Annotated in this window: 8 protein-coding genes and 3 pseudogenes; 5 read left to right on the forward strand and 6 right to left on the reverse strand. The window is 57.5% G+C overall.

What is annotated here, in order from left to right; genetic code table 11:
- Positions 1–1177 precede the first annotated feature (1177 nt).
- From OWC48_RS45395 to pimC, 5 genes and pseudogenes are all read right to left on the reverse strand, one after another.
- The gene (locus tag OWC48_RS45395) at positions 1178–2101 is read right to left on the reverse strand and encodes a TauD/TfdA family dioxygenase (RefSeq protein ID WP_282525841.1); all 924 of its coding nucleotides are present in this window, start codon (positions 2099–2101) and stop codon (positions 1178–1180) included.
- 253 nt (positions 2102–2354) lie between these two features.
- Complete coding sequence (locus tag OWC48_RS45400; RefSeq protein ID WP_308777030.1) at positions 2355–2618, reverse strand: transposase; 264 nt, start codon at positions 2616–2618, stop codon at positions 2355–2357.
- A 92-nt stretch (positions 2619–2710) separates the two neighbouring features.
- Positions 2711–3848 (reverse strand): annotated as a pseudogene (locus tag OWC48_RS45405) (IS3 family transposase).
- Positions 3849–3996: 148 nt separating this feature from the next.
- Positions 3997–5139 carry a pimeloyl-CoA dehydrogenase small subunit gene (gene pimD / locus OWC48_RS45410; protein ID WP_282525842.1) on the reverse strand — a complete coding sequence of 381 codons (1143 nt, stop codon included), beginning with the start codon at positions 5137–5139 and terminating at the stop codon, positions 3997–3999.
- A 63-nt stretch (positions 5140–5202) separates the two neighbouring features.
- Positions 5203–6390 (reverse strand): pimeloyl-CoA dehydrogenase large subunit, encoded by a 1188-nt coding sequence (gene pimC, locus OWC48_RS45415; protein WP_282525843.1) that lies wholly within the window; start codon positions 6388–6390, stop codon positions 5203–5205.
- A gap of 331 nt (positions 6391–6721) precedes the next feature.
- Between pimC and OWC48_RS45420 the strand changes: the two genes are divergently transcribed.
- From OWC48_RS45420 to OWC48_RS45440, 5 genes and pseudogenes are all read left to right on the forward strand, one after another.
- Positions 6722–6952 (forward strand): hypothetical protein, encoded by a 231-nt coding sequence (locus tag OWC48_RS45420; protein WP_282525844.1) that lies wholly within the window; start codon positions 6722–6724, stop codon positions 6950–6952.
- 380 nt (positions 6953–7332) lie between these two features.
- A pseudogene (locus OWC48_RS45425) lies at positions 7333–7422 on the forward strand (hypothetical protein); the annotation flags it as partial.
- Between the two features lie 447 nt (positions 7423–7869).
- Positions 7870–8238, forward strand: a complete 369-nt coding sequence (locus tag OWC48_RS45430) for a hypothetical protein (protein ID WP_282525848.1) — start codon at positions 7870–7872, stop codon at positions 8236–8238.
- A gap of 668 nt (positions 8239–8906) precedes the next feature.
- Positions 8907–10283, forward strand: a complete 1377-nt coding sequence (locus OWC48_RS45435; RefSeq protein WP_282525845.1) for an MATE family efflux transporter — start codon at positions 8907–8909, stop codon at positions 10281–10283.
- 861 nt (positions 10284–11144) lie between these two features.
- Positions 11145–12128 carry a radical SAM protein gene (locus OWC48_RS45440; protein ID WP_282525847.1) on the forward strand — a complete coding sequence of 328 codons (984 nt, stop codon included), beginning with the start codon at positions 11145–11147 and terminating at the stop codon, positions 12126–12128.
- A gap of 265 nt (positions 12129–12393) precedes the next feature.
- Here the strand turns inward: OWC48_RS45440 and OWC48_RS45445 are convergent.
- A pseudogene (locus tag OWC48_RS45445) lies at positions 12394–12551 on the reverse strand (IS3 family transposase); the annotation flags it as partial.

The following is a 12551-nucleotide window of genomic DNA, read 5'->3' on the forward strand; positions in this document are numbered from 1 at the left end:
AACAGCGCTGCCGTCGATCGAAGTAGCGAGCGTCGGCTCAGGCCACCAAGCGCATGGTCACTGGCATCCTGATCACGCATGACGTTCCCCTCCTTTAAGCAAGACTAACCCGTTCCGCGCATAATATGATTAGATCAGTCGGCAACACCCAGCTTACAAACTAGATGAAGTAGGCAAGTGCTGCGTACGATCTCCAGGCTGCGCCCATTGTACCTACCGACAATGACGGCCACTTAGGCCCAAGCAAGGAAGCAGCCGACATTTCTTAGGTGTTCATGCTTCTCTTAGGCGTTCCTGCTTCGTGGACGAGCGCGGCCTACCGGGCCGCTCCGACAAACCCAACGGGCGATAATTCGTTGAGATTGTCGGCACAAGCCGCCACCACACCGCCCAATTGAAGGATCCATCAGGGATGCTCCCACGATCGACGGCTCCCGAGAGATTTCGCTTTGACGCATCTTGCGGACCGCCATGTATCAACAACGCTGCGACACGGCCGAGAAGAGCGCGCAAGCGCGGAATGCAGCAAAGATCGACGCTTTTGCTAAGGACTGCGGCGTGCCGGTGGCGACATACGTTCCCAATCGGAATTCGCTGACGCCGTAAGCACCAGATAGCTGCCGAGAACGGCGCGCAGCCCGAATTAAGACCTTTGGCGACGGTCACCAGTTCGGACTCAATCCTTAAGCGTGCTGCCGAAGTGCGAGCTGGTGCGACCCGATCACCAATCACCTCGTCGCGTGTGATACAGATGATGCCCTTTCGATAGCACATCAGCTGGGCCAGGCTCGCCTGCGCCGTGTTACGCACAACGCGGCGATCGGCCCAGACCTTGAGCAAAAGCTCCAAGTTTAGAGGACGCTTAGAGCGATCGCTACTCGCCCATCATCCCGCTCGCCTCGCGTGGATAGCGATCGGAAAAGGCTAGCAAGCCGACTATCTCGAGGAAATGTAGCACGATCTTGGCACGCATTTTTGGCTTGAGCTCCGCAGTTTCGAGAGCGAACTCAACGGCCCTAGATGCTCACGACCCAGCTCCGGACACGTCAGCCGCCCGCCAACGCTGAGAACGCGCAGATGAGCGGTCGCAGACCGATAGATTGACCACGACGACAAGTTCCATGCTAGTCGCCATACGGCCCGGATTGACTCGCGAATACTGCAAGCAGCGAACGCCCTAGCCCACCTTCGCCGGCGCCTGCTTGGTGACCTTTAGTCGCGTTACACTGCACCGTCCGTCGACGCCTACGGGCACGTCGCCATCAATGGTGGCACGATGAACGACGCGATGTTGATCGCCATAATCCCTGACCGCATAATGCTGCGTGGCGCGGTTGTCCCAGATCGCGACATCACCCTCCTTCCAGGTCCAACGCACTGTATTTTCGGGCGCGATGATATGAGACTGCAACAAATCGAACAGCTTCTGGCCGTCGTGCTTCGGAATATCAACGAAACGCCGCACCAAATCGCCGAGCACCAACGTACGCTCGCCGGTCTCGGGGTGGACACGCACGACGGGATGCTCCGTCTCATAGATCGTACTGGCGTAGACCTCGTCAATAAACTTCTTTTCAACCTCACTGATACGAGGCATTACGGTGTAGTCGTAGGCGTTGCTATGAACAGCCCAGAGCTGGTCGGCGAGCCGCTGCAGTGCGAGCGGCAGGTCGAGATAAGCGGCCGCGGTGTTTGACCAGATTGTGTCGCCACCGAATGGTGGGATCACAACGCCCCGCAGCACTGCAATCTTGGGATACGCATCGACGAAGGTCACATCAGTGTGCCATAAATCGGACCGTCTACCCCCGCGAGTGGAATCAATCTTGAGAATCGACGCTGTTCCGTTACTGACACGGAGCGTCGGGTGCGGCACAAGCTTTCCCAAACGACGCGCAAAGCTCTCCTGCTCGACATCGTCGAGATGACCTTGGTCACGGAAGAAAATGACCTTATGCTCCAGCAGCACGCTATTGATTGCAGTGATCGTCCGGTCCGGTAAATCGCCCGACAGTTTTATATTTCTGATTTCAGCGCCGACGCGCACGGCCAGTCTGACGACATCGGAACGCGGAATGAGATTGTGAGCCGTTTCGCCCATGGTGGCATTCTCCAACTTCCTCTTAGGGAGAGCTCCCAGCAAGCACCGTGCCAGTCCGAAAACCGAGTGTGATGCGGTTCATCCACCGAAGCAAATGCTCATCCCTACAACGACAGCGCACCCGCGTGTTCAAACAGAATCGTCGCGGTTACAACAACGATTGGTCAAGCTGCGATCAGACGGCTAACCCGCAGGTTGGGAGCGCGAGACGCGGTGATCTGCGTATGCACGTCAGGTTCCGTGGTGGATTGAGTTAGCTCCACGAGCATTGAGTAACGCATGAGATCCGGCATTCCCTCTCGCGCTCCTCCGAGGCCAGATTGACCTGGACCTCGGCGAAGAGCCGACGCTCGGAACGAAGTGCAAATGCGTAGCCCAAGACCAGCATCCGGATCACGAGCACCGGATCAATCGAGGGCCGGCCAGTGTGCGAGCAGAATGCAGCGAGCTCGTTGTGCACCCAACTGAGGTCCAGCAAAGCCTCGACTTGCCGTACCAAGTGATCAGCCAGCACCACCTTGTCGAGATCAAAGGAGCAAAGAGAACTGTGAGCTGGTCCCGGTTGTCTAAACAGAATCTCCGCGTCGATAAGTGGAGCGTCTGCCGGGGTTAGGCCGCCATGCGGACTGGCGGCTGGTTGAAGTAGGCTTGATCCGGTGTGCTGCCGTCAAGGCTCGAGTGTGGACGTCGGCCATTGTAAAAGTCGAGGTATTGGCCGATCGAGGCGCGGGCGTCAGACACAGTGTCGTAGGCGCGCAGGTAGACCTCCTCATACTTGACGCTGCGCCACAGCCGCTCGACGAACACATTGTCCCGCCAAGCGCCCTTGCCGTCCATGCTGATCGCTATGCCGTTGCTGGCGAGCGCGCCGGTGAAGGCCGTGCCGGTGAACTGCGAGCCCTGGTCGGTGTTGAAGATCTCGGGCTTGCCGTGACGCGCCAAAGCATCCTCCAGTGTCGCGACGCAGAATGCCGCCTCCATCGTGATCGACAGCCGCCACGACAAAACCCGGCGGGTCGCCCAGTCCAGTACGACCGCGAGGTACACGAAGCCACGCGCCATCGGGATGTAGGTGATATCCATTGCCCATACCTGGTTCGGGCGTGTGATCTCCATGCCGCGCAGCAGATATGGATAGATCTTGTGCCCGGGCTCAGGTTTGGTGGTGCGCGGACGGCGGTACAGCGCCTCTATCCCCATCCGCCGCATCAGCGTCTTGACATGCCGGCGGCCGATCTTGCACCCCTCGGCAGCCAGCAGGCCTCTCAACATACGCGAACCGGCGAAAGGGAACTCCAGATGCAGCCGGTCAAGCCGTCGCATCGTGGCGAGGTCTGCGGACGACACCGGACGCGACAGGTAGTAGACGCTGCCGCGGCTGATCTTCAAAACTTCCGCCTGCCTGGTGATCACAGATCGTGCTCACGGTCGATCATCGCTTTGCGCTCAGCAATCCCGCCTTGGTGAGCGCGCCCTCTAAAAAATCGTTCTCCAGCGTCAGTTCTCCGATCTTGGCGTGCAGCGACTTCACATCGATGGCGGGTAACACCGCCGCGGCACTGCTACCGCCCGGACCGAACACATCGGCGGCCCCGCCCTCAAGCTGCGCTTTCCACGATGTGATCTGATTGGGATGAACGTCGAATTGCTCCGCCAACTGAGCCAGTGTCCGGTCACCCTTGACCGCAGCAAGCGCCACTTTCGCCTTGAAGGCCGGTGTGTGGTTCCGGCGTGCGCGTCTCGTCATCGTCTCTCCTGATTCGCGGGACAATCTTGCCCGCCGTCAGGCAGAAACTCCACTTATCGATCTGTGCAGATTTCCGGAGCCGGCTCTCTGGCCCTGACCGCTCTCCTGCCGCCCTAACATCCGCTGCTCCGCAATGCCGCCTAACGGATCAAATCAGCGCGCCGCCTTCACTAATCCGGCGGAGGTGATAGCCAGAATTGCCAAACGTGTTCTCGATCATAGTGAGCCGCTTGAAATAGTGACCGATCTTGGCCTCCATCGTCATGCCAATGCCGCCATGGAGTTGAATCGATTGCTGGCCGATGAATTTTCCGCTTCTCCCGATCTGCACTTTAGCCGCGGCCACCGCCATCGCCCGCTCGGTGTTGTCATCGAAACTAGCGGCCATCGTGGCAAACATAGACATCGAGCGCGCCTGCTCCAGCGCGACGAACATGTCGGCGGCCCGATGCTGCAGGCTCTGGAATGAACCGATCGGTACCCCGAACTGTTTTCGCGTCTTCATGTATTCGACCGTGGTCTTCAGCGATTCGTCCATCAGGCCGACAGCTTCTGCGCAGAGCGCGGTGCGGGCGTCGTCGACCACGCGCTCGATCAACGGCAACGCGTCCTCAGGATCGCCGATCACAGCTTCGTCGCCTACCTCGACCCCTTTGAACGTGACGTCGGCGGCATGCAGGCCGTCCTGAGTCGGATAGCTCTTTTTGGAAATACCGTCAGCGGTGGAGGGCACCAGGAATACGCCGAGACCGGTTTGATCGCGCTGAGCGCCTTTGGTGCGCACGGTGACAATGAGCACATCGGCATTCGCGCCGTTGACGACGACGAACTTTTCGCCGTCGATGATCCATCCGTCCGCATTCCTCTTCGCAGAGGTAGCGACATCGTTCAAATCATAGCGCGAGTGTTTCTCAAGTTGTGCGAACGCGAAGGTGCTCCTGCCGTGGATGATCGAGGGAATATGCACGGCTTTCTGCTCCGTTGAGCCGCCCTGGCGTAGGAATCCCCCGCCAATGACGACCGTTGGCAGATAGGGCTCGAGCACCAATGCGCGTCCCAACGCCTCCATTACGATCAAGGTCTCGACGGCGCCGCCCCCAAAGCCGCCCTCAGTATCCGCAAAGGGTAGGCCGAGCAGCCCCTGCTCGGCAAGTCTGCTCCAGATGCCTCTGCTCCAGCCACCCTTTTCCTTGATGTATTTCTTGCGCTGCTCGAAATCGTACGCATTGCCTAGCAGGCCGTCGATGCTTTCTTTTAGAAGTCGCTGCTCCTCGGATAACTCGAAATCCATTTTCTTCAGCTTCCTCTGATCACAAAATCGTTGGAGATCCTGACTGCCCGCGGAGAGGAATAGCTAAAGCCCCAGCACCGCCCTGGTGATGATGTTGCGCTGGATCTCATCGGAGCCACCGTAAATCGAGACCTTGCGATTATTGAAGTAGCTTGGTGCGATCTGGGCGGCGAAGTCTATCGTTTCACACGAAGACTCTGGATGCTCGTCATAGGGCGCGGCGAACGGCCCGATCAGTTCCATCAAGAGTTCGGTCGTGGTCTGCTGGATCTCCGATCCCTTGATCTTGAGCATGGAAGACGCTGGATCGGGTACGCCCTTGCCATGCCTACCTTCATTCGCAACGACGCGCAGCTGCGTGAGTTCGAGTGCTTTCAGCTCGACCTCGCAGGCAGCGAGTTTCTCCCGGAGTGCTGGATCCTCGATCAACGGCCGGCCGGAGGACCCGATTTTCGAGGCCAGCTTCCTGATACGGCGTATGCGCTCCTTGGAGACGCCGACGCGCGCAATGCCAGTGCGCTCATTGCCGAGAAGGAATTTTGCATATTCCCAGCCCTTGTTCTCCTCTCCGACAAGATTTTCTACCGGCGCCTCAACGTCGTCGAAGAACACCTCGTTGACCTCATGGCCGCCGTCAATGGTCTGAATCGGGCGCACCGTAATGCCCTTGCTCCTCATGTCGACCAGGATGAAGGAGATGCCCGATTGCTTTTTGGCGGTTGGATCGGTACGACACAGGCAAAAGATCATGTCGGCATATTGGGCCAGTGTGGTCCAGGTCTTCTGGCCACTGATAATCCACTTGTTCCCCTTGCGTTCAGCCTTCATTTTTAGTGACGCAAGGTCGGAGCCCGCTCCCGGTTCCGAAAAGCCCTGGCACCACCAGTCGTCGACGTTTGCGATGCGCGGCAGATAATATCTTTTCTGCGCCTCCGAGCCGAAGGTGTAGATGACCGGACCAACCATGCCCACGCCGAAAGCCAGCGGCGTTGGCGCCGGATACATCTGAATCTCTTCCCTGAAGATGTAGTGCTGCACCGGACTCCAACCAGTGCCGCCATATTTCTTTGGCCAGTGGCTAACTGCCCAGCCTTGCTCGTTAAGAATGCGCCACCAAGCGACCATATCCTCCTTCGAGACATGGCGGCCTTCGACCATCTTGCGCCGCAACTCCGGCCATACGTTGGAGCGCAGGAACTTCCGCACTTCCTCTCGGAAGCCTTGCTCTTCTTTTGTGAATGCAAGATCCATCGGTTTCTCATGTGAACTGACTAGTCGTGTCGAAACAACTATTGGCGCTCGTGAGATGGGTAGCGAACTAAACGGACAACTTTCTCACAGCGCGCCCATTAAGGCGGTATCGAACGTCGGGCAGAGCCAAAGGGGCATCGACGAGAGCTGGAGAGCGGCAAAAGGATGCGCGCCGTCCAGCAGAACCTTTCGGTGTGAAGCGAAGCATTGAACCGGTTTGGAAACGTCCTGATCACTAAGATGGTAATCAGCCGGTATCGCCAAACTGATCGATGAGCTCGACGGCTCTATGCGAGAGCTTAGCCGCAAACTGCTTTGTCGCGCTGAAGGCATGCTGCTCTCCGTCAGGCAGACACTGCGCGGCTGTTCCCGCGCGGCCGTCGGTGGTTTACGTGGCGGAAAAATCGCATGTTTCGCGCTTCTGGATGCATTCGGCCCACACCTCACCCAACGTTGGTCCCTCTCAAAAGCAACGGCCGTGCCAGGCGCATTCATGCGCAATAAGCCATTGATCTGCATGGAAAGCGCGCTGACCCGCTGCAAAAAATCGACCGGCGTTTGAGCCTGACAGCTTCTTACGGTTTGTCGCAAACCAGACAAGGGTCAGCGGTAGTTTGGGGGCGGAATTCCATATCGGTGGTCAGCACGCAGTTGCGGGACGCTTGTCTCCCGCATGCCTATCTGTGGTGAAGGAAGATCCTATAGTGGCCGGCTACACATGATTGGTAAGCGTCCGCTGGGGCTTTCAGTATCCATAACTTTGACCGCTCGGGCTGATCCGCCGATCGGCGATATCTTGAATCGAAGGAATCACTTGTGATTCCTTGCACCCGATTCGCGAGGGGTGCTGGGGCCGACTTTTAGGATCGATCAGCAAAGGCTGTTTGCGGTCCTTGGACAGTGAATGTTTTGATCGAGAGAGCACTGGACGCGAGTTTAGGGATGCACGGCTCGACGACAGATTCCGCAAACTGCTCATGCAGATTGGAGGCGCGCCACGGACAAAGCATTCCGCTCGCCTGCCAGGATTGGGCGGATACCAAGGCGGCCTATCGCTTCTTCTCTAACAACCGGGTCAGCGAAGCGGACATTTTGGCTGGCCATTTCCAATCGACACGTGATCGTGCCGCCGCCACTGAAGGTCTCGTTCTGTGCTGCACGATACAACCTAGTTCAGCTATCAACGCGAGAAGTCAGAATCGATCGGCATTACCAAGATGCATAAACACTGGACGGGATAAGCCGGGTCGCCTCAGATCGCACACGGTTTGCGGCATCCTGATGTATTCGAGGCTCGCGTTACAATCAAGGGGGTACCGCTGGGGTCGGCGGCCGTTAAGTACTGTACCCGAAAGAAATTCAAGGGGACGGCAGCGCTTCAAATCGGGCTGCAAAGCTGAGGAGTCGAAGCTCAGGACCGCCCAGCGTCTGACCGATCTGATCTCGCTCTTTTGCATCCTGAGTTGGCGGTTCTTCTGGATGACTTTTCTCAACCGTTCCGCCCCAGACGCGCCGCCAACCCTCGCGTGGACTGTGACCGAAATCGGCGTGCTCAATCGACTCGTCAACGACAAACCGAAAGCAAGACAGAAAACTCTCTCGCACTATCTGATCAAGGTCGCCCGGTTCGGCGGTTATCTCGCCCGCGCCAGCGATCCGCCGCCCGGCAATACAGTCATGTGGCGCGGGCTGTCACGTCTCACGGACATCGCGATGGGCGCCATGGATGAGAATTTGTGGGTAATTGAAAGCTTCACCGGACAGATACCCTTGATTGCCGGTGCCATCCAGAGGATCGCGGATCCACTACAAGAGTCAGTAGGTGTCAAAGTGAACTCGGGATCGTAGCGTTCTCTTTCTCCGCCGCAGCCCGGTGAAGAGCTTTGGCGTTCCGATTTTGGCGCTGAAGAAGGCGACGAATGGCGGAGCCCCGTTTCTAAGGAAAATAAATTGACCAAAGTCAATTGGTGCCACCTCGGCCGGTTGGCACGACTACGGCGGTTGATCGCCTTGCAGGATCGGATCCGGAGAGAGTTGCCCGAGGCACGGGGCAGACGAGGTAACATATGAGGCGCTACGATTACGACCGGACGATCTTGCAACAATCTTACGAGAGCAAGGTGTCCACCGGTTGTGGACTATTGGCCGGAGCGAGACCCCGACCTCAGGTCGTTGCAGAAAATGCGGCGATCGCCTGCCACTGTTGGACAGAAATATCGGGTGGGTTTGCAGCGTCGTTTCGCAGGCCACCTCTTAGACACAGAACCTTCTCCACTTTGGATCGGAGAACATAATGAAGTGGCTGCGAACCATCTCTTCTGGTCGATACCGGTTACCAATCCCGCCGTCTACTGATTGAAACGAGGTATGATCCGAGCGAGGTCGATTAGAGGCGACGCGCTACTTTTGCGCGCCAGGAGTTTTTGCAGGCGAGCAATAAATTGGCAGGGCGTACGGGCCGTTCGAACAATGACTGAGAACTATGCGGAGGTCGCTTCGAGAGCGATCGCGATGCGATGCAAAAGAGAAATCAGCACCTTGATCTATTGGATCCAAATCTTCGAAGCCTTCTCCCGCGGCTTGCCATTCCGTCTGTTGTCGGCTTGTCGATCTTGGCGTTGCAGCAGCTCCTCAATGCAATATTTGTTGGTGCCCTTGGCGCGCAAGCGATTGCAGCTGTAAGCATGACCATGCCGATAGTGGTCCTTGTCGCGGCGGCGGGAGAAGGTATCGGTATTGGAGCCGCCTCCTTGATATCTCGCCATCTAGGCGCCGGTAATGAGTTCGAGGCGGGTAGAGGCGCGAGTACTGCGCTCGCGCTCGCTGCTCCGATCGGAGTCATCATGACAGTCGGACTGCTCCTAGGCGTGCGAGGCACCTTCATCGCCCTCGGGGCAAGTCCAACCATTCTGCCCATTGCGCTCAACTACGCGACCACCCTCTTGCTAGGGTCTACGTTGATGCTCCTAAACATCGTCAGCGGCTTCATCGTCAGAGCCGAAGGCAATACACGATTCAGCATGTGGGTGATGCTGGGCGCTTTCATGTTGAACACGGTGCTTGATCCCGTGTTGATATTCCTACTAGATCTAGGTGTGCGAGGCGCAGCCCTAGCAACGCTGCTATCTCAAATCGCCGCCATAAGCCTCTACATTGCCTATTTCTCCAGGCGGCGGGGCCTCGTCCTCATCAGGATGTCCCAGGCCTCCTTGCGAGTAGATCGAATCAGAGAGCTCGCGTTCATTGGAGCGCCGGCGACGATGACGAGTGTCTTGTCCGCTCTTGCCGGTATGTTCTTATGTGGAGCTGCAGCGCGGTTCGGCGACGAGTTCATCGCCGCAGTGGGAATAGCTGTAAGAATCCTGACAATCGGCGCGTTGCCTATCACCGGATTCTGTATCGGCTCTCAAGCTGTCCTGGGGTTCGGTTGGGGCGCCCGCGACTTTGCCCGTGTACTGAAGGTTACGAAGTTCATGCTCTCTATCACGGTTGCGCTTTCGATTGCGTATTCCACCGCGGTTGTGGTCTTTGTCCAGCCGTTGGTCAGGCTGTTCAGCGATAACGATAAGGTCATCGATATTGCCGTCCCGACCTGCATCGTCTTTCATCTGTTTTTTGGACTTTACGGTATTCAAAGTGTCATGACGACAGTGCTTCAGTCGCTTGGGAGAGTACGCCTCAGCGCCGTCGTGTCTTTGGCGAGGCAGGGATATCTCTTTATACCAGCCGTACTTTCACTCCCTGTCATATCGGGCTTCAGCGGTGTGTTGGTCAGTCAAGCCATCGCTGAGCTGGGTGCTGGAATGATCGCGCTGTTTGTCATGTTCCGCCAGTTCGCTGAGCTCAGACGAGGAGATCGGCACATACAGCCTGGAAGTGAGAGTGCTCCTTGATTTGATAAGGAGAACATCGGAGCCGCTTTTTAAGCCTGCATGGCCGGGGAGGGGATGGCTCAAAACTTTGTGAGGTGTGCAAGGGAGAGTCGCTATGTATCGGTCTTTATCGCCTTCCATCGCGATGAAGGTAAAGGCGACTATTGCACGCGCCAGAAGTGACGTGACGTTGTCAGGCGGTCAAGTCGGAGGCGTACTTGATTAAATGCGAGCAAGGTCGAGGTCGCCAGGTAGTGCCAATCGGCGGCGCGGGCGTCGGCCTCGCTGCTGCCGCTTGACCTTACCGACGAATCATCGGTGATCACCCGCAAAGCCGCTCGCTCGCTACGGCGCCATTGAGGGCGCGCTTCGCGAGCGGCTTTGCTATTCAGCTACACCATTCTCTGGGACACGACCGTTGAACGTGCAGGACATGGCAGCTGCGGCGCTCGGCGAGCGCATTTGTGTCGAGTTCGCGTTACGTGACTGCGCTGCAGAGTAGCTGGCGGATCGGACTTGTGCCAAGTCCCAGGGCGCGCGAGCACGGCCTCTATGGTTCCGCGGCCGAGGCGCGCCCTGTGGCGCGACATGCCGGGCCGGCCCCGGAATCAACATATCTTCCTTCTGTCAAGAAGCGCGGAGGGCGTGATCTCGGGGCTTCTCGCGAACTCTGGATCGCCAGGGGGTGCGCGTGCTTCTGCTTGAATGAAAATGCCGACGTGTAGAACTGACCAGGCTGTTTCGGGCGCGACATTGTGCCTCGAAAGGCCTTCAGCATTCCGCCGCGTTGTGGCTGGCACAAATCCTGCTCCGCCCTCGGTAATCCAAAGTTGGAAGGACGTCATGCCACTTCGCAGCCCGCCTCCCCTCGTCTTTGGTCAGATGGCGATAAGCGTATCCTTTTACTGCAATCTTCATTGCGAGCACTGCTATGTTCCCGAACAGTATAGAGCGCGATACAGGAGACGTCTGGAGCCATCACAGTTGACTATGAAGGAAATCACTAATTTTGTGGACCTTCTCGTTGAAAGATATAGCTTGAAAAAAGTCATCGTGACCGGTGGCGAGCCGCTTCTCAAAATCGTGTTTCCGCGCTCTGCGGCCCTGATGTCACATGCTGCAAACAAACGGGGCATTCATGTCCAGTTAAACACTGGGGGACTTGGCCAGATTCCGATTCGCGATGTTGCGTCGATCTTCGATGATCGTGAGAAGCTCACTTTCCAATTCAACTTTGATGCTGCAAGCGCGGAGGCGCTTGGCAGGTTTCGGACCAAGCGGGGAGCTCACAAATCGGCACTCCGGCAGATGGCCGAGGCGATCAATTGCGGGGCCTTGGTACAGGCTAGGATGATCGCTAATCGGCACAACATCCGTGAGGCGCTGGATGCTTATCGCATACTGTCGTCGATCGGCGTGGGCTCTTTCAGAATTATGCCGATATTCGGCGCAGGTATCGTTATTGACGACGAGAACGCACGCTTGGGCGCGGCTGAGGAAATTAAAGAAATTCTGGCGGCCCTCACCGCAATGGCTGCGCAGACGTCGACACGCCTCGAGCTGCCGAATCCAATTCTCGTTGACACGGCAGAACCGCGGCCGAACGTAAGATTCACCGAATGTAACTGTTGTCTCGCTTCGGGCTACCTCTCTACAAATGGCGACCTCTACCCCTGTTCCTACGCGATCGGTGACCCCGACAGCCATAAGTTTGTTGTCGGCAACGTCAGGTACCCGGGGTTTGACTTAGAGACTGCTTGGCGAAGAACTCTTAAGAAATACCAGTCGAGCAGCGGCTGCGCTCACTGTCCGATGCAGATAGCCCTTCTCAGAAAGATTGAGAGCCGTGCGTTTGCTTGCGCATAATCAAGAGAACGACCGTTCGCCACATCCCGTGACTTCAGCGGGAGTCGACGTTGCGTGGTGCGATGCCCCTTGGATTTTCGTGAGCGTCACGAGAGGATCACCGTACTCGGCTTTGACTTGCTCGGAATGCTTTGGATTGGCCGATCGAGGTGATTGGTGCTGCCTTTGCATGATGACGGGGTGATCGCAGGTTGGAGCGGGCAACGGGGACCTCGGAATGACCCGGGAGTCGCAGCTAAGGAGAGGCTGACCTGCCACTGAACTTTCATCCAGTGGCAGTTAGAGTCTCGGGGTTTTGTACGCCAAGTGGCGCGGGTGGAGCAACGGACGATCGGCGGAGCTGGTCGGGGTTGCGCAGCCGATCGTCCGTTGCGGTGAGGTGGGCGGCGTAGGCCGCGGGGGTCAGGTATTTCAGCGACGAGT

Source organism: Bradyrhizobium sp. Arg816, from assembly GCF_029989365.1.
Lineage (GTDB): Bacteria > Pseudomonadota > Alphaproteobacteria > Rhizobiales > Xanthobacteraceae > Bradyrhizobium.

Excerpts from the sequence above, each read along its gene's own strand:
- OWC48_RS45395 (WP_282525841.1), bottom strand. The coding sequence starts at position 2,101 with ATGGGCGAAACGGCTCACAATCTCATTCCGCGTTCCGATGTCGTCAGA.
- pimD (WP_282525842.1), bottom strand. The coding sequence starts at position 5,139 with ATGGATTTCGAGTTATCCGAGGAGCAGCGACTTCTAAAAGAAAGCATC.
- pimC (WP_282525843.1), bottom strand. The coding sequence starts at position 6,390 with ATGGATCTTGCATTCACAAAAGAAGAGCAAGGCTTCCGAGAGGAAGTG.
- OWC48_RS45420 (WP_282525844.1), top strand. The coding sequence starts at position 6,722 with ATGCTGCTCTCCGTCAGGCAGACACTGCGCGGCTGTTCCCGCGCGGCC.
- OWC48_RS45430 (WP_282525848.1), top strand. The coding sequence starts at position 7,870 with ATGACTTTTCTCAACCGTTCCGCCCCAGACGCGCCGCCAACCCTCGCG.
- OWC48_RS45435 (WP_282525845.1), top strand. The coding sequence starts at position 8,907 with ATGCAAAAGAGAAATCAGCACCTTGATCTATTGGATCCAAATCTTCGA.
- OWC48_RS45440 (WP_282525847.1), top strand. The coding sequence starts at position 11,145 with ATGGCGATAAGCGTATCCTTTTACTGCAATCTTCATTGCGAGCACTGC.